Raw genomic sequence first — 21153 nt, forward strand, 5'->3', positions numbered from 1 at the left:
GATCATCACGTGGACCACATCCGGCCCGTGCCCGACGACCCCTCCCCGGTGGAGGGGTCGTCGGTGGCCCCCGATCTCGGCGAGCTGCTGAAGCTCTCCGGGCGCGGGGACCAGCGCGCCTTCAGCCAGCTGTACGACGCCGTCTCCACGCGCGTCTTCGGCCTCGCCGTCCGGGTCGTCCGCGACCCGGCGCAGGCCGAGGAGGTGACCCAGGAGGCGTTCCTCGAGATCTGGCGGACGGCCGGGCGCTACGACCCGGACCGGGGCAGCCCGCTCGGCTGGCTGCTGACGATCGTGCACCGCAAGGCGGTCGACCGGGTCAGGTCCGCGGAGTCGGCCACCCGCCGCGACGCGTCGTACCACCAGCAGAACCAGCCGGTCGCCCACGACGCGACCGCCGAGGCGGCCCACGCCTCGCTCGAGGCCCGCCGGGTGCGCACCGCGCTCGGCAGCCTCACCTCCGTCCAGCGCGAGGCGCTCGAGCTGGCGTACTTCGGGGGCTACACCCACACCGAGGTGGCAGGCATGCTCGACCTCCCGGTCGGCACCGCCAAGACCCGCATCCGAGACGGCCTGATCCGGTTGCGCGACACGATGGGAGTTGGGGGCCGATGACCGACATCCACGCCCTGTCCGGCGCGTACGCCGTGGACGCGCTCGACGACCTCGAGCGCGCCCAGTTCGAACGGCACCTCGCCGACTGCCCGACCTGCCGTGCGGAGGTCGACAGCCTCCGCGAGGCCGGCGCCCTGATGGCCGAGACCGTGGCCGAGGAGCCGCCGGCCGGTCTGCGCGACCGGGTCCTCGCCGACATCGCGACCGTGCGGCCGCTGCCGCCGATCGTGCCGGAGGTGACGCGCCGGCCGGCCCGCCGGTGGTTTCCCGGTCTGCTCGCGGCGGCCGCGGTGGTGACCGCGCTCGGTGTGGGCGCCGCCGTCGTCCAGCCCTGGGAGGACGAGTCCTCGCAGACCGAGATCTCGGCCGTGGACCGGATCCAGGCGGCGGAAGACGCCGAGTCCTGGACCGAGGAGTTCGAGGACGGCTCGACGGCGACCCTCTACCGGTCGGTCTCGCTCAACCAGGCGGTGATGGTCACCGAGGACATGGCCGACGCGCCGAGCGGTCGGGTCTACGAGGTCTGGCTGCAGCACGACGACGACATGGTCGCCGCCGCGCTGATGCCGTCCGGTCCGGACAACGTCGTCGAGCTGGTCGGCGACCCGGCCACGGCCGACGGCTTCGGCATCACGCTCGAGGCCGCCGGCGGGTCCCCGACCGGCGAGCCCCAGGGCGACGTCCTCGCCGTCGTCGGCTTCGAGCAGGCATGAGCGCATCGGAGGGCCGCCGCGTCGCGGTGGTCGGGTCCGGCGTCACCGGCCTGGTGGCCGCGTACGTCGCCTCCCGCACCGCGCACGTCACGCTCTACGAGGCCGACGACCGGCTCGGCGGGCACGCCGACACCCACCTCGTCGACGGGCTCGCCATCGACACCGGCTTCATCGTGCACAACGAGCGCACGTACCCGGTGCTGCTGCGCCTCTTCGGCGAGCTCGGCGTCGAGACCCAGGAGTCGGAGATGTCGATGTCGATCAGCGACGCCGGCACCGGGCTGGAGTGGGCCGGCGCGCTCGGCCGGGCGGGCGTCGTACCGACCCTCGGGCACCTGGCCAACCCACGCTACGTGCGGATGCTGACCGAGATCCCGCGGTTCCACCGGCGCGCGCGGGCGCTGCTGACCCGGCCGGGGGACGACCTCACGCTCCGGGCGTTCCTGGAGGTGGGCGGCTTCACGCCGTACTTCGCCCGGCACTTCATGGAGCCGCTGGTCGCCGCCGTCTGGTCCTGCGACCCGGCGGTCTCGCTGGACTACCCCGCGCGCTACCTGTTCAGCTTCCTGGAGCACCACGGGATGCTCGCGATCTTCGGCTCGCCGACCTGGCGAACGGTCACCGGCGGCTCCCGGGAGTACGTCGCCCGGGTCGCCGCCGCGCTCGCGGACGCGGGCGCCGAGGTGCGCACCGGCACCAAGGTCACCTCGCTGCTGGAGTCCCCGACCGGCGTCGAGCTGACCGACGGCAGCGGCGCGATCACGTCGTACGACGCCGTCGTGGTCGCCACGCACCCCGGCCAGGCGCTGGCCCTGCTCGCCCAGCCGACCCCGCGACAGGCGGAGGTGCTCGGCGCGCTGCCGTACTCCCCCAACGTGGCGCTGCTGCATACCGACACCTCGGTGCTGCCCCGGCTGCGCAACACCTGGGCGTCGTGGAACTTCCACCGCCCGCGCGAGGAGCGCGACGGCGTCACGGTCACCTACGACCTGACTCGGCTGCAGCGGCTGCCCACCGACACGCACTACCTGGTCACCCTGGGCGGCGAGCACCTCGTCGACCCGGACCTGGTGATCGACCGGATCGAGTACGAGCACCCCCTCTACAACCCGGCCTCCGTCGCCGCCCAGGCCCGGCTGCCGGAGATCGACAGCGACCGGGTCTCCTTCGCCGGCGCGTACCACGGCTGGGGCTTCCACGAGGACGGCGCGCGCTCCGGGCTGGCCGCCGTCGAGCGGCTCGGCCTGGCCTGGGACGCGCCCGACCCGACGCTGGTTGAGGTGCGAGGCGCGCCAGCGCCCACGCTGGTTGAGGTGCGAGGCGCGCCAGCGCCGAGCCTCGAAACCCGTCTTGCCAAGAAGCGACCCCGATCACGGCCGTCGTACGACTCACCCGGTTTCGAGGCTCAGGACTCCGTCCTTCGCACCTCAACCAGCGTTCTCTACGACACGACCATCCGGCACACCCGGAGGCAGCCGTTCGGGCGCAGCTTCACGCACCGCTCGCACACCTGGTTGGTCGACCTCGACGACCTGCCCGACCACGGCGCGCGGTCGTGGCTGCTCGGGTCGTTCGAGGCCCGCGACCACCTCGGCTCGCCCGAGCACTCGCTCCGGGTCAACGTCGACACGTTCCTGGCCGCGCACGGCGAGGAGCGGCCGGAGCGGATCCTGATGGCCGCGCACCCGCGGACCCTGGGGCACTGCTTCAACCCGATCTCGGTCTTCTGGTGCCTCGACTCCGCCGGGCGCCGGCAGTGCGTGGTCGTCGAGGTCCACAACACCTACGGCGACCGGCACGCCTACCTCGTCCACCCCGACGAGCAGGGGCGGGCGAGCACCCCGAAGGCGATGTACGTCTCGCCCTTCCACGGCACCGACGGCCACTACGAGCTCGCCGTACCGCTACCGGGCGAGCGGCTGCGGGTCGCGGTGACGCTGCACTCCGACGACGGGGCGACGTTCAGCGCGACGCTCGACGGCACCCGCTCCGCCGACGGACCCGTGCGCGCGGCCGGCGCGACGCTGCGCGGCGCCGCCCTCATCCGGGTACACGGCGTCTGGCTCTGGCTGCGCCGCCTCCCGCTCCGCTCCCGCCCTCGCCACCACCAGGAAGGTGTGTCATGACGCTCGCCCCCGCCCGCCCGTCGACCCAGCGGTGGCCGGGCCTGCACGACGTACCGACCGGCCCCCGGGCCGCGGTCTCCGCACGGGTCGCCCGTCGGCTGTTCCACTCGGCCGTGCACCGCCTCGACGTCTCGGTCGTCGTCGGCGACGAGACCTGGGGCCGGGGTGGCCCGGTCGCGGTCGTGCACCGGCCGGAGGAGTTCTTCGCCCGGCTCGGCGTGCACCAGCTGATCGGCTTCGGGGAGGCCTACCTCACCGGCGCGTGGGACGCCGAGGACCTCGGCGGCTTCCTCGCCGTCCTGGCCGCGCAGATGCCGGAGCTGGTGCCCCGGCCGCTGCAGCGGCTGCGCTCGTTCGTCGTCAAGCGCCCGCCGCGCAAGCAGGTGAGCAGCGCCGACAACGCGCAGGCCAACATCGCCCACCACTACGACCTGTCCAACGAGCTGTTCCGGATCTTCCTGGACCCGACGATGAGCTACTCCTCGGCGCTCTTCGCCGGAGACCCGACCACCGCGACGGCAGCCGATCTCGAGGCCGCGCAGGCGCGCAAGATCGAGCGGCTGCTCGACCTGGCCGGGGTCGGCGAGGGCAGCCGGGTGCTGGAGATCGGCTCCGGCTGGGGCGAGCTCGCGCTGCGCGCGGCCCGCCGCGGCGCCACCGTCCGCACCATCACCCTCTCGGTCGAGCAGCAGGCGCTCGCCCGCGAACGGGTCGCCGCGGCCGGCTTCGCCGACCACGTCTCGGTGGACCTGTGCGACTACCGCGACGTCGACGGCACGTACGATGCCGTGCTGTCCGTCGAGATGATCGAGGCGGTCGGCTGGCAGTACTGGCGGACCTACTTCCAGAAGATCGACGCCGTGCTGGCCCCCGGCGGCCGGGCCGCGATCCAGGCGATCACCATGCCGCACGACCGGATGCTCGCGACCCGCAACACCTGGACCTGGATCCACAAGTACATCTTCCCCGGCGGCTTCCTCCCCTCGGTCGACGTCATCGACGAGGTCACCCGCGAGCACACCTCGCTGCGCCTGGGCGAGCAGCTCTCGATGGGCCAGCACTACGCCGCGACGCTGCGGCTGTGGGACGAGGCCTTCCTCGGCGCCTCGGCCCGGGTCCGCGAGCTCGGCTTCGACGACACCTTCGAGCGGATGTGGCACTTCTACCTGGAGTACTCCCGCGCGGGCTTCGCCTCCGGCTACATCGACGTGAACCAGCTCGTCCTGGAGAAGAGCGCGTGAGCGTCGCCGCCACCCTCGCCGAGGCCGCGCGCCCGTTCCTGGGCGGCGACCTGCCGGTGCGGCTGCGGGCCTGGGACGGCTCCGAGGCCGGCCCGGTCGATGCCCCGCTGGTCGAGCTGCGCTCGCCCGACGCCGTACGCCGCCTGCTCCGGCACCCCGGCGAGCTCGGCGCGGCCCAGGCGTACGTCACCGGCGAGCTGGAGGTCGACCACGACCTCGAAGACGCGCTGACCCAGGCCTTCTCGGTGGCTCGCGAGCGCGGCCTGCCGGTGCGGCCGACACCGTCCGCGGTGCTCTCCGCGGTCCGTGCCGTGACGCGGCTCGGGCTGCTGCGCCCCGCTCCGGCGCCGCCGCGGTCGCAGGCGCGGAGCCGCGGCCGGCTGCACAGCCCGCTGCGGGACCGGCGCTCGATCAGCCACCACTACGACCTCTCCAACGAGTTCTACGCGCTGATCCTGGAGGAGTCGATGGCGTACTCCTGCGGTTACCACGCCTCACCGTCGGTGTCCCTGGAGGAGGCGCAGCGGGCCAAGCTGGACCTGGTCTGCCGCAAGCTCGGCCTCGAGCCCGGGATGCGGCTGCTCGACGTCGGCTGCGGCTGGGGGTCGCTCTCGCTGCACGCCGCCGAGCACTTCGGCGCGCAGGTCGTCGGCGTGACCATCGCGGCCGAGCAGAAGCGGTTCATCGACGCCCGGATCGCCGAGCGCGGCCTGGGCGACCGGGTGCGGATCCGGCTCCAGGACTATCGCGAGGTGCCCGAGCGCGACCACTTCGACGCGGTCGGGTCGATCGAGATGGGCGAGCACGTCGGCGAGGGCAACTACCCAACGTACGTCTCCGTCCTGGCGCGCTCGGCGAAGCCCGGCGGGCGGGTGCTGGTGCAGCAGATGTCGCGCACCGGGAGGTGGCCGGGCGGCGGACCGTTCATCGAGTCGTTCATCGCCCCCGACATGCACATGCGCCCGGTGGGAGAGACGGTCGCGTACCTCGAGCACGGGGGTCTCGAGGTGCGCGACGTGCACGCGCTGCGCGAGCACTACGTGCTCACCGTGGCGGGTTGGCTGGAGCGGTTCGAGAAGAACCTGCCCCGCCTCGTCGACCTCGTCGGCGAGGAGGTCGTCCGCGTGTGGCGGCTCTACCTCGTCGGCGGCTCGATGGCCTTCCGCGACGGGCGGATGGGCGTCGACCAGATCCTCGCCGTCCGGCCCGGTGGCGAGCACTCCCTGCCGTCGGTGCGGTCGTGGTGAGCGGGCCGGCCGGCCGCCCACGGGCGGTGAGCTGTGCACCGATCCGGCCCGCCCATCGGTGGCTGACTCACCGCCACTCTGCGGCCGTTCGGGTGAGCGGTGAGCTGTCCACCGATCCAGCCCACCGATCGGTGGCTGACCCACCGCTGGCGGGGGCCCGATGAGCGTCGTGATCGCCCTGCTCGTCGGCCTGGCCGCCGTGCTGGTCGGCATGGGGGCCGCCGCGCTCCGGGCCCGCCGGCTCGGCGTCGTCGCGGTCGTCGACGTGGCGTGGGGCGCCGGCTTCGTGCTGGTCGCGCTGTCGACGGCGGTCCTCGGCACGGCGATCGGCGACGGGACCGGTTGGCGCCGGTGGCTGGTGGTCGGCCTGGTCGCGGTGTGGGGGCTGCGGCTCGCCTGGCACGTGCGCAGCCGCGCGCTCGGCGACCACGGCGGGAAGGAGGACCCGCGCTACTCAGCGATGCTCGGCGGCTCGCTGGCCGAGGTCGGGATGGCGACCGCCGTACGCCGCGTGTTCCTCGTGCAGGGACTGGCCCAGTGGCTGGTCGCCGTACCCGTCATGGTCGGCGCGGTCCTCGACGCCGCCTGGTGGCCCGCGGTGGCCGCCGGCGTGGTCGTCTGGGGCGTCGGGCTGTTCTTCGAGGCGGTCGGCGACCGGCAGCTCGCGGCCTACAAGGCGCAGCCGCGCTCGTCGCGCCCGGCCGTGATGGACCGGGGACTGTGGGCCTGGACCCGGCACCCCAACTACTTCGGCGACGCCACCGTCTGGTGGGGCATCTGGCTCGCCGCCGGCCTCGGCTCCGGCTGGGTCGCCGGCCTGGCCACCGTCGCCTGCCCCGCGATCATGACGCTCTTCCTGGTCCGGGTCACCGGCGTGCGGCTGCTGGAGAAGACGATGATGCAGCGGCCCGGCTACCCCGAGTACGCCGCGCGGACCTCGGCGTTCGTGCCGCTGCCGCCGCGCCGGGCGGACGTCCCACTTCCCCGGTCTACCGGGGGCGTCCGTTCTCGGCCATCACATCGCCGGAGCACGTAGGGCCTTCCCCGAGAAGTACGCCGGCTCAGGCCCCCGGCTCCTCGGCGCCGTCCTGCTCCTCGCGCTCGCGCCGCTTCTTCTCCTCGTAGGCCCGTCGCTGCTGCTCGGCTCGCTCGCGGACCTGGCGGAGGAACTCCTCGTCCTTCTCCGGGTCGGCGGCGGCGAACCGGCCGGGCCGCTCGTACTCGGAGAAGCCGGGCGCCGCCCCCTGCTCGCGGGTCAGCGGCCGGGCCTTCGCGGGCCGGCCGGCCAGCAGCCAGGCGACCGAGCCGACGAACGGGAACAGCAGCACGAGCACGATCCAGGCCCACTTCGGCAGATGGCGGACGCTGTCGTCGCGCGTGCCGATCACGTCGACGAGGCAGTAGACCCACAGCACGAGCACCACGAGGCCGGGCAGGAACCTGAGCATGGCCGGCAGTCTGGCCGATGACGGCGGTCGCTGTCCGTGGTTTCCTGGACTGATGGACCCGGTGACGGCCGCGTTCGACGCCACGCCGCGGGTGGACTTCCTCCCGCCCGACCAGCGCGAGCGGACGTCGTACGACGGTCCGCTCCCCATCGGCCACGGCCAGACCTGCTCCCAGCCCCGCACCGTCCGGGCGATGCTCGGGCTGCTGGAGGTACGCCGGGGTCAGCGGGTGCTCGACGTCGGCAGCGGCTCCGGCTGGACCACCGCCCTGCTCGCCCACCTGGTCGGTCCGAGCGGGGAGGTCCGAGGGGTGGAGATCGTGCCGGACCTGGTCGGCTTCGGGCGCACCAACCTCGCCACGATGCGCCGCGGCTGGGCCCGGATCGACGCGACGGCGCCGGGGGTGCTCGGCGACCCGGAGCACGCGCCGTACGACCGGGTCCTGGTCTCCGCGGAGGCCGACGAGCTGCCCGTGCCGCTGGTCGACCAGCTGGTGCCGGGCGGGCGCCTGGTCGTGCCCGTGCGGGGCGAGCTGCTGCTGGTCGTGGCGGACCCGGACGGACCGATCGTGACGTCGCACGGCGCCTACCGGTTCGTCCCGCTGAGGTGAACAGTTCACCGACTGGTTGAGTACGCCGCTTATCCTGCGGCGGTGAGCACCGAGGAGAACCCCGAGGAGCTGGTCCGACTCGCCTCGGCCGACAACTTCCGCGACGTGGCCGGCCCCGGCGCCGGCTACCCGACCACGCGCGGCTCGACCGTGCGTCGTGGCGTGTTCTTCCGCGCCAACGAGCTGCGGCTGACCCACGAGGACGCCGCGTCGATCGCGGCCCTGGGCGTCACCGGCGTCCTCGACCTGCGCAGCCAGCACGAGATCGACGCCCACCCCGACATCGAGATCCCCGGCGCCGCCTGGACGCACGTCGACGTGCTCGGCATCCCCATGGACGAGATCTCCTCGCTGCCCGATCGGACCGCCGCGGTCGCGATGATGGAGCGGGTCTACCGCGGCTTCGTCGAGGACCCCGCCACCCGCGCCGCCCTCGGCCGGGTGCTCACCCTGCTCGCCGACGACGGGGTGCACCTGTTCCACTGCAGCGCCGGCAAGGACCGCACCGGCTGGACCGCTGCCCTGCTGCTGCACCTCGCCGGCGTCGACGACGCCGTGATCGAGGCCGACTACCTGCTCACGAACGAGTACGCCGAGGCCAGCCGCGCGGCCGTCCTCGCGCAGATCGTCGAGCACCTCGGCCCGGACAAGGCCGAGGTCTACCAGCCGGTGCTCGTCGCCGACGCCGACTACCTGCGGACGTCCTACGCCTCGGTCGAGCGGTTGTACGGCGACCGGGGTGCCTACCTGCGCGACGGGCTCGGGCTGGGTGAGGGTGTGCTTGCGGCGCTGGGGCGCAAGCTTGGGGGGTGAGTGAGTTTCTCCGCCCAGGCGGAGAAACTCATGCCTGTGTCGAGATGCTTCACGCCGTCAGCGTGAGTTCCTCGACATCGGTGTGACCTGAGTGGCTCCCGGTGCGCGGGCGGCGGTGACCGACCGCGCGGACGGACGGGGTGTTCGCACGATCGAGCGTCAGGGACTGTCCGGCGAGCCCACGGGCGGCGAGTCGGCCGGCGCGACCGTCGGCTGGCTCGGCAGCGGCGGGCTGGAAGGCGGGGGCGGCGGACCCGCGGGCGGTGGGCCGGTCGGCGGCATCGGCCTGCCCGTCGGCGCGGCCGCGGTCTTCGGCTCCGGCCCCACCTCTGGCCCCACCTCCGACGCCGTCTCCGCAGCCGGCCCCGACCCCGGACTCGGTTCCGGCTCTGGACCCGGCTCCGGCTCCGGCCCCGAAGGCGAGACCGAGGACGACGAACGCGGCCGCTCGGACCACACGACCCCGATCGCCTGGTAGGCCTTGTGCCGCTGCATCCGCGCGTACGACTCGTAGGCCCGCTTGTCGGCGTCGGTGAGGTTCACCTTGTCGGTGACGATCGTGAGCAGCGCCCGGGGCCACAGCCGGCGGGCGAGGACGACGTTGACCTCCATGCCCAGCACCCCCATCACGGCTGCGACCCAGAGCAGGCCGATCAGACCGAGGACCACCGCGAACGTCGAGTCCATCCCCTCGGCCTCCGCGATGACGCCGGTGACGTAGGCGGTACCGATGCTCTGCAGGCTCTGCCACATCACCGCGACCACGAAGGCGCCGGGCAGCACGCTGCGCAGCTGGTGGGTGCGCGCGGCGCCGAGCCGGAACAGCAGCGCGAGCACCAGGGTCACGAGGGTCACGGTGACGACGACGATCGGCCAGCGGTACGACGCGAACTCGCCGAACACCTCGGTCTGGCTGAGCAACGCCGAGCCGATCGAGAGGCCGAGCAGCGCGACGCCGGCGGTGACGAGCAGCATCAGGCTGCGCAGCCGCAGCAGGAACGGGTTGGGCCGGCTGTTGCGCGGGATCGCCCAGGCCTGGTTGAGCGCGTTCTGGATCGCCTGCCCGAGGCCGAGCGCGCCGTACAGCGCCACCAGACCACCGACGACGGCGCCGGTCTTCGAGCCCTGCAGCCCCTCGGGCCGGCCGAGCTCGTCGCCGATGATCGGGAACTGGCCGAGGGCGGAGTCGAGGATCCGCTCCTGCAGGTCGGGGTTGCCCTGCAGGATGAACCCGAGGATCGAGGTGCCGAGGAGCAGCAACGGGAAGATCGCGATGAACGCGTAGTAGGCGATGATCGCGGCCAGGTAGTTGCCCTGGTCGTCGAGGTACTTGTAGAAGACCGCGAGCGGGAATCCGATGACCGGCACCCGCTGCTGGCCGCGATCGACGACGTCGATGACCCGGCCCACAGGCACAACCTACTGGCTCAGGCGGCCGAGCAGGTCACCGACGAGCACCAGCGCCCCCGGCGCGAACCCCACGAGCAGGACGACGCCGAGCTCGTCACGCCGTCGCCAGCCTCACCACGACGCCGCCAGCGCGACGAGCAGGGCGGGTACGACGGTGCCGCCGCCGACCGCGTTGGTGGCCCAGGTCAGGCCCACGCCGAGGGCCAACGGGTAGCCGACCGGGTGCGGCCGGGGCCGCCCGCGCATGGTCGCGGCGAGGGCGGCCAGGATCAGCGCGACGCCGACGTACCAGACCGCGTGCCCGACCACCTCGTCCCACAGGTGCGCGGTCTCGCCGCCCGCCGAGGTGCCGACGGCGTTGTTCAGCGAGTTGCCCGCGAGGTGGATGCCGTGGCCGTTGGCGTAGGCCAGCGCCCCCATCCCGAACGCCAGCCAGGTCCGTCGATCCGCTTCGGCGGCGACCATCGTCCAGGCCGCCGGGGCGAGCACCAGCCACGGGACGAGCAGGTCCAGCCAGTCCGCCCAGCGGCTGCCGTCGGGTCCCGCGCCGAGCCCGTCGGGGAGCAGGCCGAGGTGGTGCAGGACGCCGTACGACAGCGCGGTCGTGGCGAGCGCCCTCGAGTACATGACCGACAGCATGGCGGCTACGCGATCAGGGCGGTGATCAGCACGACGACCGGCACCGAGGCCAGGGTGCTGACGAAGATCGAGTCGCGCGCGAGCAGCACCCCGCGGTCGTAGCGGGAGGCGATCACGAAGACGTTCTGCGCCGTCGGCAGCGCGGACAGCACCGTCACCGCGAGCAGCTGCTCGGGGTCGAGACCGAGCGCGAACCGACCGACGAGGTACGCCGCCAGCGGCTGGACGACCATCTTCAGCCCGGTCGCCAGCGCCAGCTCCGAGGCGGCCACCCCGCGGCCGGGCAGCGGACCGAGGCGCAGCGAGACGCCGTACGCGATCAGCATGGACGGGACCGCCATCCCGCCGACCAGCGCGAGCGGATCGTGGATGGCGACGGGCAGCTCCAGCCCGGTGAGCGCGAAGCCGAGCCCGATCGCCGAGCCGATGGTGATCGGGTTCTTCAGCGGCCGGCTCACGATGGCGCCGACCGAGAGCCGGTGGTCGCTGTTCGCGGCGTCGAGCAGGGTGAGCGCGAGCGGCTGCAGGACCAGCAGCTGCAGCAGCAGGACCGGCGCGACCAGGGCGGGGTCGCCGAGGACGTACGCCGCGATCGGGAGCCCGAGGTTGCCGGCGTTGACGTACGCGGCGCACAGGGTCCCGATCACGGTGGACCCGAGGTCCTGCCCGCGAAGTACCGCCACCGCCACGTAGGCGAGCCCCGCGACCAGGACCGCCGCGATCGTCGCCACCAGGTTGCCGGAGAAGACCGCGCCCAGGTCGCTGTCCTCGAGCACGGTCACCAGCAGCGCCGGGCTGGCGACGTAGAACGCCAGCGTCGACAGGGTCCGCTGACCCGCCGCGTCGATGACCTTCAGGTGGGCCAACAGGATCCCGAGGCCGATGATGAGGGCGATCGTCGCGAACCCGGCGAAGACCCCATCCACGTCTGTGAGCGTAGTGAGCGACGCGGGTCACACGGGCGGCGGGCGGCGGGCGGCCCAGCTGTAACGCGATGTCCGCTGCACTACCCGCCTGCTGCAGCGTGCGGGTAGTGCGGCGAACATCGCGTTACAGCACCGGCCGGGCGGGACCGGCCAGCCCCCGCTCAGTACGACTTCGGCAGGCCCAGCGAGTGCATGGCCACGTAGTTCAGGATCATCTCCCGGCTGACGGGGGCGATCCGGCCGGCCCGGGTGGCGACCAGCAGGCCGGCCATGCCGTACTCCTGGGTGATGCCGTTGCCGCCGTGGGTCTGCACGGCGCGGTCGGCGGCGTCGCAGGCGGCCTCGGCGGCGGCGTACTTGGCCATGTTGGCGGCCTCGCCGGCGCCCTGGTCGTCGCCGGCGTCGCAGAGCGCGGCGGCCTTCTGGGTCATCAGCCGGGCCAGCTCGATCTCGATGTGCGACTGCGCGAGCGGGTGGGCGATCGCCTGGTGGGAGCCGATGGCGTCCTTGAAGACGGTGCGCTCCTTGGCGTACGCCGTCGCCTTGTCGAGGGCGAAGCGCGCGAGGCCGGTCGAGAAGGACGCCGCCATGATCCGCTCCGGGTTCAGCCCGGCGAACAGCTGGACCAGCCCGCCGTTCTCGTCGCCGACTAAGGCGTCGGCGGGCAGCCGGACGTCGTCCAGGAACACCTGGAACTGCCGCTCGGGGCTGACGATCTCCATCGCGATCGGCGTGGCCTCGAAGCCGTCCGCGTCGGTCGGCACCACGAACAGGCACGGCTTGAGCCTGCCGGTGCCGGCGTCCTCGGCGCGGGCGACGACCAGCACGTTGTCGGCCTCGTCGACGCCGGAGATGTAGACCTTGCGCCCGGTGAGCACCCAGCTGTCACCGTCACGGCGCGCGGTGGTGGTGATGTTGTGGGTGTTGGTGCCGGCGTCGGGCTCGGTGATCGCGAAAGCCATGGTGCCGGTGCCGTCGCAGATGCCCGGCAGCCAGCGGCGCTTCTGCTCCTCGGTGCCGTAGCGGGTGACGATGGTGCCGCAGATCGCCGGGCTGACGACCATCAGCAACAGCGGGCAGCCCTGCGCGGCGAGCTCCTCGCAGACCGCCGCGATGTCACCGATCCCGCCGCCGCCCCCGCCGTACTCCTCGGGGATGTTGATGCCGAGGTAGCCGTTCTTGGCGATCTCCAGCCACAGCTCGGTGGTCTTCTCGCCGGCGCGGGCCTTCTCGGTGAACCAGTCCCGCCCGAACTTGCCGGCCAGCCTCGCGACCGCCTTGCGCAGCTCCTGGCGCTCCTCGGACTCGGTGAACTCACTCATCTTCGTCTCCTTCGACAACTGCCAGGACCGCACCGGACGCCACCTGCGTCCCGGCCTCCACGCTGATCGCCGCGACCACGCCGGCGTGCGGCGCGCTCACGGTGTGCTGCATCTTCATGGCCTCCAGGACCAGCACCGGCTGGCCCGCCTCGACCCGCTCGCCGGCCGCGACGGCGACCGACACGACCGTGCCGGGCATCGGCGCGAGCAGGCTGCCGCTCGCGACCGCGTCCGCCGGGTCCGTGAACCGCGGCATCCGGGTCAGCGCGAGGTGCCCGCCGGCCCAGTCGACGTCCACGGCGTCGCCGCTGACGCCCACGTCGTACGACGTTCGCACGCCGTCGTGCTCGAGCGTCACCCGGTCCACCGCGACGGAGACGACCTCGACCCCGTCGACCCGGTAGCCGGATCGCCCGCCCCACCACTCGACCGTCCCGCTCTCGAACTCGGTGCGCTGCGGCTGCGACACCACGTTCCGCCAGGCGACGGGAATGCCCCGCTGGACGGTGCGCGCGGCGACCGCCCGCTCGGCGAGCGCGAGCGCGCCCGCCACCATCGCGGTCGTGTCCCCGGACGCGCGCTCAGGCGCACCCTCAGGGGCACGAACCCGCTCGGCGAGGAACGCCGTGCTGACCTCACCGGCCAGGAAGCCGGGATCGCCGAGGACCGCCAGCAGCTGGTCGCGGTTGGTGGTCAGGCCGTGGATCCGCGCCCGCCGCAGCGCGCCGGCGAGCTTGCGGGCGGCCTGCTCGCGGGTCGGCGCGTGGGCGACCACCTTGGCCAGCATCGCGTCGTAGTGGGTGCTGACCGTCGAGCCGCTCTCGAAGCCGGCGTCCACGCGCACCCCGTCTCCCGCGGGGATGTCGAAGCGGGTCAGGACCCCGCTCTGCGGCTGGTAGTCGGCGGCCGGGTCCTCGGCGTAGAGCCGCGCCTCGATCGCGTGGCCGCTCTCGACGCTCGTATCGGTCACCACCCGGCCCTCGGCGACCGCGAGCTGCAGCTCCACCAGGTCGACGCCGCGGACCAGCTCGGTGACGGGGTGCTCGACCTGCAGGCGGGTGTTCATCTCGAGGAAGAAGAACGTGTCGCGCGCGGCGTCGTACAGGAACTCCACGGTGCCGGCGCCGAGGTAGTCGATCGCGGCCGCGGCGGCCCGCCCGGCCTCGTGCAGCGCGGCGCGGGTCGCGTCGGAGAGCCCGGGGGCGGGCGACTCCTCGACCACCTTCTGGTGGCGCCGCTGCAGGGAGCAGTCCCGCTCGCCCAGCACGATCACGCCGTCCGGCGTGCCGAGGACCTGCACCTCGACGTGCCGGCCGCGCTCGACGTACGGCTCGACGAACACCGTGTCGTCGCCGAACGCCGACGCCGCCTCCGCGCGGGCCTTCTCCAGCTCGGTCGGCAGCTCGGCGAGCGTGCGGACGATCCGCATCCCGCGCCCGCCGCCGCCCGCGGAGGCCTTGACGATGAGGGGCAGGTCGGCCTCGGTCGGCTCGGCGGGCGTCTGGAGGACGGGTACGCCGGCCGCCGCCATGATCCGCTTGGCCTCGATCTTCGAGCCCATCGCGTCGATCGAGTCGGGATGCGGTCCCACCCAGGTCAGCCCGACCGCGAGGACGGCGCGGGCGAAGTCGGCGTTCTCGGACAGGAAGCCGTAGCCCGGGTGGATCGCGTCCGCGCCCGCCCGCTTGGCCGCCTCGACGACCAGGTCGGTGCGCAGGTAGGTCTCCGCCGGCGTGCTGCCCGGGAGCCGGACGGCGTGGTCGGCCTCGCGCACGTACGGCAGGTCGGCGTCGGCGTCGCTGTGGATCGCGACGGTCTCGATGCCGAGCCGCCGGCAGGTGCGGAAGACCCGGCTCGCGATCTCCGCCCGGTTGGCGACGAGCAGTCTGCTGATCACGTCACTCACATCCTGAAGACGCCGAAGCGGTCGGTGCCGACGATCGGCCTGTTCTCGATGACGGAGAGGCAGATGCCGAGGATCGTCCGGGTGTCGCGCGGGTCGATGACGCCGTCGTCGTAGAGCATCCCGGAGAGGAAGTGCGGCAGCGACTGCTCCTCGACCGACTGCTCGATGAACGCGCGCATGCCGGCGTCCGCCTCCTCGTCGTACGCCGTCCCGCGGGCCTCCGCAGCCGCGCGGGCGACGATCGAGAGCACGCCGGCGAGCTGGGCCGGGCCCATCACCGCCGACTTCGCGGACGGCCAGGTGAACAGGAAGCGCGGGTCGTAGGCGCGGCCGTTCATGCCGTAGTTGCCGGCGCCGTACGACGCCCCCATGATCACCGTCAGGTGCGGGACCGTGGAGTTGCTGATCGCGTTGATCATCATCGCGCCGTGCTTGATGATCCCGCCCTGCTCGTACGCCTTGCCGACCATGTAGCCGGTGGTGTTGTGCAGGAACAGCAGCGGGGTGTCGGTCTGGTTGGCCAGCTGGACGAACTGCGCGGCCTTCTGCGCCTCCTGGCTGAACAGCACGCCCTGCGCGTTGGCGAGGATGCCGATCGGGCGTCCGTGCAGCCGCGCCCAGCCGGTCACCAGGGAGGTGCCGTAGAGCGGCTTGAACTCGTCGAAGGCCACGCCGTTGACGGGGCTCACCCCGTCGACCAGCCGGGCGATCACCTCGCGCGGGTCGAACGGCTCCTTCAGGTCGGCCGGGACCAGGTCGAGGAGCTCGTCGGGGTCGGCATCCGGCTCGGCGTAGGTCTCGATACGCCCGCTCGTTCCTCGCGGGCTACTCGACCGACGAGCGCCAGCAGTCTCGGTGGTCGAGTGCGCCGCGAGGGACGAGCGGCGTGTATCGAGACCCCGCCAGTTCAGCCGGGCCACGATCCGGCGCCCGATCCGGATCGCGTCCCGCTCGTCCTCGGCGAGGTAGTCGGCCAGCCCGGAGGTGCGGGCGTGCATCTCGGCGCCGCCGAGCGACTCGTCGTCGGACTCCTCGCCGGTGGCCATCTTGACCAGGGGCGGACCGCCCAGGAACACCTTGGCCTGCTCGCGGACCAGCACCGTGTAGTCGGACATGCCCGGCACGTAGGCACCGCCCGCGGTGGAGTTGCCGAAGACCAGCGCGATCGTCGGCTCCTTGCGGGCGCTGGCGCGGGTGAGGTCGCGGAAGAGCCGCCCGCCGGGGATGAAGATCTCCTTCTGCGTCGGCAGGTCGGCACCGCCGGACTCGACCAGGGAGATCGTCGGGAGCCCGTTCTCCTCGGCGATCTGGGAGGCCCGGAACAGCTTCTTCACCGTCCACGGGTTGCTCGCGCCGCCCTTGACCGTCGGGTCGTTGGCGGTGATCAGGCACTCGACGCCCTCGACGACGCCGATGCCGGTCACGACGGAGGCACCGACGGTGAAGTCCGAGCCCCAGCCGGCCAGCGGGGACAGCTCCAGGAACGCCGACCCCTCGTCGACGAGCAGCTCGATCCGCTCGCGCGGCAGCAGCCGACCCCGCGTGCGGTGCCGCTCGGCGTACTTCTCACCGCCGCCTGCGACCGCCTTCGCGTGCTCGGCGTCGAGATCCGCGAGCTTCTCCAGCATCGCCTCACGGTTTCTGGTCATCGCCGCCTCCCGGTGGTTGAGCAGTGAGGAGCGTCAGCGACGAGCGTGTCGAAACCCGGCGAGCCGAGAGACCGCCTCGATCGAGACAGTCGCCCGGATCCAGGGGTTTCGACACGGTTGCTGCGCAACCTGCTCAACCACCGGTGGGTCGTCACTTGGCGTACCCCAGCAGCTTCGCGGCCAGGTCGGCGAGCACCTCGGTCGCGCCGCCGCCGATGGGCAGGATCCGGCGTCGCGGTAGTGCCGCTCGACCTCGGTGCCGTGCAGGTAGCCCATCCCACCGTGCAGCTGCACGGCCTGGTCGACGACGTACGTCGCGGCTTCGCACGCGGTCTGCTTGGCCAGGCAGACCTCGGCGATGACGCTCTCGCCGGCGTCGTGACGCCGGGCGACCTCGCGGGCGTAGGTGCGCGCGACCTCGACCTGGCGGCGCATCTCGACCAGCTTGTGGCGGACCACCTGGTTGGCGATCAGCGGCTTGCCGAACGTCTCGCGCCGGCGGCAGTACTCCGCGGTCAGCGCCAGCGCGCGGGACGCGACGCCGTACCCGTGCACGGCGATCCCGAGCCGCTCGGCGACGAACTGCTCGGCGATCAGGTAGAAGCCGGAGTTCTCGGCGCCGACGAGGTTCTCGACCGGCACCCGGACGTCCGCGAAGCCGAGCTCGGCGGTGTCGGAGCAGTGCCAGCCCATCTTGGCCAGCGCGCGGTCGACGGTGAAGCCGGGCGTGCCCTTCTCGATCACCAGCAGCGAGAGACCGCCGTGGCCGGGCTCGCCGGTGCGGACCGCGGTCGTCACGAAGTCGGCCCGTACGCCGCTGGTGATGAAGGTCTTGGTGCCGTTGACGACGTAGCAGCCCGTGCCAGGGTCGAGGACGGCCGTGGTGCGGAGGCCGGCGACGTCGGAGCCGCCGCCGGGCTCGGTGATGGCGAGCGAGCCGATCTTCTCCCCGGCCAGCGTCGGGCGCACGAACCGGTCGACCAGGTCGGGCGACCCGTGCCCGGCGAGGTGCGGCACCGCGATGCCGCAGGTGAACAGCGCCGACATCAGCCCGCTCGAGGCGCCCGCCTCGAACATGCCCTCCTGCAGGTCGACCATGTCGAGCGCGCTGCCGCCCTCGCCGCCGACCGCCTCGGCGAAGGAGACACCGAGCAGCCCCTGCTTGGCCGCCGCCAGGTGCAGCTCGCGCGGGACCTCGCCCGCGTCCTCCCACTCCTGGAGGTACGGCGCCACCTCGCGGCGGACGAACTCCGCACCCAGCTCTCGCAGGCCGATCATGACGCGGCTCCGGGGTCCCCGCCGAGTTGTTCGGCGGAGGAGCGAAGCGGGGGAGACGAAGAACTCGGTGGGGTGGTCAACAGGTCCTCCTGGACGTGCACCATGCGGGACCGGATCCACTCGCCCAGCCCCTTCGCCTGCGGGTCGAAGCGCGTCGAGGCGGCGACCCCCTGCCCGAGCAGACCCCGGATCAGGACGTTGACGCCACCCAGGTCGGGCAGCACGTAGACCTCGACGTCGAGGTCGGCGGCCTCCGGGATCAGCTCGCGCACCTTGCGCGGGCTCATCAACTTGGCCAGCCACTGCACGCGGGCCTCGCGCAGCTCGTTGGTCGAGCCGGTCGAGACCCCGTCGTTCTTCACCCACAGGCCCAGGTTGGCGTCGCCGCCCTTGTCGCCCGACCGGGCGTGCACGAAGGTGCCGAGCGGCACCCGGCGGGTCAGCGAGTCGGCGGGGGCGGGGTACGGCGACTCGCGCAGCCCCAGCGCCGGGTCGACGACCGCGAACTCGGTCGGGTCCGCGATCACCTCGCGCCGTCCGTCCGCGTGCACGACCGTGTGCGAGACGGCACTGCGGTCGACGTACTCAGCGCGATAGACGCCGTACGGCGTGGGCGCGGCGGGCGGGCCCGTCATCGTGAAGCCGGGGTACGACGCCAGCGCCAGCTCGACGGCCGCACCCGTGAAGGAGCGGCCGACCGGGCCGGCCTCGGCGTCCAGCACCGTGCAGCGCAGCAGCGTCGAGGCGCCCTCCTCGGAGTCCGCGTCGGGCATCGGCATCGCGACCCGGCTCCAGTGCACGGTGCTCGCGGTGAGCGCCGGCGTGAGCTGCTCGCGCACCCAGTCGGCCTTGGCCTCGATGTCGAGGCCCGTCACCACGAACTCGACGCTGTTGCGGTAGCCGCCCAGCTCGTTGACGCACACCTTGAGCCGCTCCGGCGGGGCCTCGCCGCGCACCCCCTCGACGTGCACCCGGTCGACGCCGTCCTGGCGCAGCCGGATCGAGTCGAGGTGCACGGTGACATCGGGGTTGAGGTAGCGCGTCGACTGGATCTCGTAGAGCAGCTGGGCGGTCACCGTGTCGGTGGTGACCGCGCCGCCGGTGCCCGCGTGCTTGGTGATCACGCTGGAGCCGTCGACCGCGAGCTCGGCCAGTGGGAAGCCCAGCGGGGTCCCGTCGTGGCGCAGGGACATGAAGCCGGAGAAGTTGCCGCCGGTGGCCTGGGTCCCGCACTCCAGCACGTGCCCGGCGACGACGGCGCCCGCGAGCTCGTCGTACGACCTCGGCGTCCAGCCGTGGTGCGCCACCGCGGGACCGACCACCAGCGAGGCGTCGGTGACCCGGCCGGTGACGACCACGTCGGCGCCCTCGCGGAGCGCGGCGGCGATGCCGAAGCCGCCGAGGTAGGCGTTGGCGGTGAGCGCACCGTCGAAGCCGAGGTCGCGTACGTCGTCGCCCTCGACGTGGGCGACGTTCACGTCCAGGCCGAGGCCCTTGGCCAGCTCACGGACCTTTGCGGCCAGCCCGGCCGGGTTGAGCCCGCCGGCGTTGCTGACGATCCGGACCCCCTTCTCCAGGGCCAGGCCGAGGCAGTCCTCCAGCTGGCGCAGGTGGGTCTTCGCGTAGCCCAGCGACGGGTCCTTCAGCGTGTCCTTGCCCAGGATGAGCATGGTCAGCTCGGCGAGGTAGTCGCCGGTCAGGCAGTCCAGCGACCCGCCCTCCAACATCTCCCGCATCGCGGACAGCCGGTCGCCGTAGAAGCCCGAGCAGTTGCCGATCCGCATCGCCTCCGTCATCGCGCGGCCCGCCCCGCTCCCGGAGGTCCCGCGAAGCACTGGGCGATCCGCAGCCAGTGCTCGGCGTCGTCGCCGACCGCGACCAGGTCGGTGTCGTCGCGGTGGACGCGCTGGGTCACCAGCAGGCAGAAATCGTACGCCGAGCCGGTCACCGACTGCCGGGCGTCCTCCGGTCCCCAGGACCAGGTGCTGCCGGACGGCGCGGTGAGCTGGACCCGCGGCTCCTCGGCCGGGGCCTGCTCGCCCTGCATCGCGTAGGCGTAGCCACGGGTGCGCACGCCGAGGTGGGCGACGTGCCGGATCCGGTCGGTGCGCTCGGGGTCGATCCCGAGGGCGTCGTACACGTCGAGGCCGTGAGCCCAGGTCTCCATGAACCGCGCGGTCGCCATCGACGTCGGCGACATCGGCGGCCCGAACCACGGCATCCTCTCGTCGGTCGGGAACGCGCGCAGTGCCGTTACGAGGGCGGTGCGGGCCGTGCCCCAGCGGGCAAGCAGCCCGATGGGTGCCAGCCGGGCGATCTCGTGGGCACCCGCGTCGACGTACCCGCTCGGGTCGGACATCGCCTCGTGCACGAGGGCGTCCCAGCGCTCCCGGTCCGTCGCCGCGACCACCGCGACCTCGTCGGTCCACACCAGGTGCGCGACCTGGGTCGCCACGCTCCAGCCGACCGCCGGCGTGGGCGTCGCCCAGCCGTCCTCGTCGAGGCCGGCGACGGCGTTCCAGACGCCATCGCCTTCGGTCCTCAGGTCGTCGAGGAGGTCGTCGAGCAACGTCATGCGGACTCCTGGGTGAGGGTGGCGTCGAGGACCTCGGCCCACTGGTCGAGGATCCGGCCGCGGCGCCGGGCGTCGTCGGTGATCGTGTCGGCGAGCCCGAGTCCGCGGACCAGGTCGAGGGTGCCCTGCACCAGCTCGCGCACCCCCGGCCGCGACTCGTCGGCGCCGAGCAGCTCGACGGTGAGCCGGTGCACCTCGCGGCCGACCCGCTGCTCCAGCGGCGCGACGGCCTCGAGCAGCGCCGGATCGGTGCGGGCGGCGACCCACAGCTCGAGCGCGGCGGTGAAGACCGGAGAGGTGAAGTGGTCGCCGAGCATCTGCAGCACGGCGCGGGTCCGACGCTGGCCCGCCGGCAGCGCCTCCGCGGCCGCGGCCAGCTCGGCGCCCCGGACCTCGGTCAGGTGCTCGACGGCCGCGACGACGAGCGCGTTCTTGGTCGGGAAGTGGTGCAGCTGCGCGCCGCGGCTGACCCCGGCCCGTTCGGAGACGAGCGTGGTGGAGGTGCCGGCGAACCCGCGCTCGACCAGGAGCTCCACGGTCGCCTCCAGCAGCCGGGCCCGCATCACGCGGGTCCGCTCCTCCTGGGGGACGCGCTGCGTCGTCGGGGCGGGCACCCGGTCAGCATGGCCCGGCGG

The 21153-nt window shown here is 73.1% G+C and carries 19 protein-coding genes; 8 read left to right on the forward strand and 11 right to left on the reverse strand.

The window, feature by feature from the left end; all coding sequences use genetic code 11:
- The first annotated feature begins 9 nt into the window (after nucleotides 1-9).
- The 6 genes from sigK to MUB56_RS03525 all read left to right on the forward strand — a co-directional run bounded on the left by sigK (nucleotide 10) and on the right by MUB56_RS03525 (nucleotide 6978).
- Nucleotides 10-615 (forward strand): ECF RNA polymerase sigma factor SigK, encoded by a 606-nt coding sequence (sigK, locus tag MUB56_RS03500; RefSeq protein ID WP_244930531.1) that lies wholly within the window; start codon nucleotides 10-12, stop codon nucleotides 613-615.
- Entirely contained in the window at nucleotides 612-1328 is a 717-nt protein-coding gene (locus MUB56_RS03505; protein ID WP_244930532.1) for an anti-sigma factor, read from the forward strand. Before sigK ends, MUB56_RS03505 begins: the two co-directional genes overlap by 4 nt.
- Complete coding sequence (locus MUB56_RS03510; protein WP_244930533.1) at nucleotides 1325-3454, forward strand: FAD-dependent oxidoreductase; 2130 nt, start codon at nucleotides 1325-1327, stop codon at nucleotides 3452-3454. The genes MUB56_RS03505 and MUB56_RS03510 overlap by 4 nt, the downstream gene beginning before the upstream one ends.
- Complete coding sequence (locus MUB56_RS03515; RefSeq protein ID WP_244930534.1) at nucleotides 3451-4695, forward strand: cyclopropane-fatty-acyl-phospholipid synthase family protein; 1245 nt, start codon at nucleotides 3451-3453, stop codon at nucleotides 4693-4695. The genes MUB56_RS03510 and MUB56_RS03515 overlap by 4 nt, the downstream gene beginning before the upstream one ends.
- Nucleotides 4692-5942 carry a cyclopropane-fatty-acyl-phospholipid synthase family protein gene (locus MUB56_RS03520; protein ID WP_244930535.1) on the forward strand — a complete coding sequence of 417 codons (1251 nt, stop codon included), beginning with the start codon at nucleotides 4692-4694 and terminating at the stop codon, nucleotides 5940-5942. The genes MUB56_RS03515 and MUB56_RS03520 overlap by 4 nt, the downstream gene beginning before the upstream one ends.
- Before the next feature lie 160 nt (nucleotides 5943-6102).
- Complete coding sequence (locus tag MUB56_RS03525) at nucleotides 6103-6978, forward strand: DUF1295 domain-containing protein (protein WP_244930536.1); 876 nt, start codon at nucleotides 6103-6105, stop codon at nucleotides 6976-6978.
- A 25-nt stretch (nucleotides 6979-7003) separates the two neighbouring features.
- On the opposite strand, the gene MUB56_RS03530 is transcribed toward MUB56_RS03525, so the two are convergent.
- The gene (locus MUB56_RS03530) at nucleotides 7004-7390 is read right to left on the reverse strand and encodes a PLD nuclease N-terminal domain-containing protein (RefSeq protein WP_244930537.1); all 387 of its coding nucleotides are present in this window, start codon (nucleotides 7388-7390) and stop codon (nucleotides 7004-7006) included.
- A gap of 52 nt (nucleotides 7391-7442) precedes the next feature.
- Here MUB56_RS03530 and MUB56_RS03535 point away from each other — a divergent pair, with 52 nt between their 5' ends.
- A complete protein-coding gene (locus MUB56_RS03535) occupies nucleotides 7443-8000 on the forward strand; it encodes a protein-L-isoaspartate O-methyltransferase (RefSeq protein WP_244930538.1) in 558 nt (185 codons plus the stop codon).
- A gap of 42 nt (nucleotides 8001-8042) precedes the next feature.
- Complete coding sequence (locus MUB56_RS03540) at nucleotides 8043-8813, forward strand: tyrosine-protein phosphatase (protein ID WP_244930539.1); 771 nt, start codon at nucleotides 8043-8045, stop codon at nucleotides 8811-8813.
- Between the two features lie 159 nt (nucleotides 8814-8972).
- Here the strand turns inward: MUB56_RS03540 and MUB56_RS25850 are convergent, their stop codons facing one another.
- From MUB56_RS25850 to MUB56_RS03590, 10 genes are all read right to left on the reverse strand, one after another.
- Nucleotides 8973-10223 (reverse strand): YihY/virulence factor BrkB family protein, encoded by a 1251-nt coding sequence (locus tag MUB56_RS25850; protein ID WP_280637356.1) that lies wholly within the window; start codon nucleotides 10221-10223, stop codon nucleotides 8973-8975.
- 111 nt (nucleotides 10224-10334) lie between these two features.
- Nucleotides 10335-10850 carry a hypothetical protein gene (locus MUB56_RS03550; protein ID WP_244930540.1) on the reverse strand — a complete coding sequence of 172 codons (516 nt, stop codon included), beginning with the start codon at nucleotides 10848-10850 and terminating at the stop codon, nucleotides 10335-10337.
- 17 nt (nucleotides 10851-10867) lie between these two features.
- Nucleotides 10868-11788 (reverse strand): AEC family transporter, encoded by a 921-nt coding sequence (locus tag MUB56_RS03555; RefSeq protein WP_244930541.1) that lies wholly within the window; start codon nucleotides 11786-11788, stop codon nucleotides 10868-10870.
- Between the two features lie 161 nt (nucleotides 11789-11949).
- Nucleotides 11950-13110: an acyl-CoA dehydrogenase family protein gene (locus tag MUB56_RS03560; protein ID WP_244930542.1), complete on the reverse strand. Its 1161-nt coding sequence runs from the start codon at nucleotides 13108-13110 to the stop codon at nucleotides 11950-11952.
- Complete coding sequence (locus MUB56_RS03565; protein WP_244930543.1) at nucleotides 13103-15007, reverse strand: biotin carboxylase N-terminal domain-containing protein; 1905 nt, start codon at nucleotides 15005-15007, stop codon at nucleotides 13103-13105. Before MUB56_RS03565 ends, MUB56_RS03560 begins: the two co-directional genes overlap by 8 nt.
- 5 nt (nucleotides 15008-15012) lie before the next feature.
- Entirely contained in the window at nucleotides 15013-16665 is a 1653-nt protein-coding gene (locus MUB56_RS03570) for a carboxyl transferase domain-containing protein (RefSeq protein WP_244930544.1), read from the reverse strand.
- Between the two features lie 33 nt (nucleotides 16666-16698).
- Nucleotides 16699-17943, reverse strand: coding sequence for an acyl-CoA dehydrogenase family protein (locus tag MUB56_RS03575; protein WP_244930545.1), 1245 nt, complete (start codon nucleotides 17941-17943; stop codon nucleotides 16699-16701).
- Nucleotides 17940-19739, reverse strand: a complete 1800-nt coding sequence (locus tag MUB56_RS03580) for an acyclic terpene utilization AtuA family protein (protein WP_244930546.1) — start codon at nucleotides 19737-19739, stop codon at nucleotides 17940-17942. Before MUB56_RS03580 ends, MUB56_RS03575 begins: the two co-directional genes overlap by 4 nt.
- Nucleotides 19736-20518, reverse strand: a complete 783-nt coding sequence (locus MUB56_RS03585) for a TIGR03084 family metal-binding protein (RefSeq protein ID WP_244930547.1) — start codon at nucleotides 20516-20518, stop codon at nucleotides 19736-19738. Before MUB56_RS03585 ends, MUB56_RS03580 begins: the two co-directional genes overlap by 4 nt.
- Entirely contained in the window at nucleotides 20515-21132 is a 618-nt protein-coding gene (locus MUB56_RS03590) for a TetR/AcrR family transcriptional regulator (RefSeq protein ID WP_348536709.1), read from the reverse strand. Before MUB56_RS03590 ends, MUB56_RS03585 begins: the two co-directional genes overlap by 4 nt.
- Nucleotides 21133-21153: the final 21 nt, after the last annotated feature.

The sequence above is a fragment of the Nocardioides sp. W7 genome (assembly GCF_022919075.1).
Classification (GTDB): Bacteria; Actinomycetota; Actinomycetes; order Propionibacteriales; family Nocardioidaceae; genus Nocardioides.

Coding starts and splice junctions, on each gene's coding strand:
- MUB56_RS03505 (WP_244930532.1), top strand. CDS start 612: ATGACCGACATCCACGCCCTGTCCGGCGCGTACGCCGTGGACGCGCTC.
- MUB56_RS03550 (WP_244930540.1), bottom strand. CDS start 10,850: ATGTACTCGAGGGCGCTCGCCACGACCGCGCTGTCGTACGGCGTCCTG.
- MUB56_RS03580 (WP_244930546.1), bottom strand. CDS start 19,739: ATGACGGAGGCGATGCGGATCGGCAACTGCTCGGGCTTCTACGGCGAC.
- MUB56_RS03535 (WP_244930538.1), top strand. CDS start 7,443: ATGGACCCGGTGACGGCCGCGTTCGACGCCACGCCGCGGGTGGACTTC.
- MUB56_RS03585 (WP_244930547.1), bottom strand. CDS start 20,518: ATGACGTTGCTCGACGACCTCCTCGACGACCTGAGGACCGAAGGCGAT.
- MUB56_RS03525 (WP_244930536.1), top strand. CDS start 6,103: ATGAGCGTCGTGATCGCCCTGCTCGTCGGCCTGGCCGCCGTGCTGGTC.
- MUB56_RS03560 (WP_244930542.1), bottom strand. CDS start 13,110: ATGAGTGAGTTCACCGAGTCCGAGGAGCGCCAGGAGCTGCGCAAGGCG.
- MUB56_RS03530 (WP_244930537.1), bottom strand. CDS start 7,390: ATGCTCAGGTTCCTGCCCGGCCTCGTGGTGCTCGTGCTGTGGGTCTAC.
- MUB56_RS03510 (WP_244930533.1), top strand. CDS start 1,325: ATGAGCGCATCGGAGGGCCGCCGCGTCGCGGTGGTCGGGTCCGGCGTC.
- MUB56_RS03575 (WP_244930545.1), bottom strand. CDS start 17,943: ATGATCGGCCTGCGAGAGCTGGGTGCGGAGTTCGTCCGCCGCGAGGTG.
- MUB56_RS03570 (WP_244930544.1), bottom strand. CDS start 16,665: ATGACCAGAAACCGTGAGGCGATGCTGGAGAAGCTCGCGGATCTCGAC.
- MUB56_RS03515 (WP_244930534.1), top strand. CDS start 3,451: ATGACGCTCGCCCCCGCCCGCCCGTCGACCCAGCGGTGGCCGGGCCTG.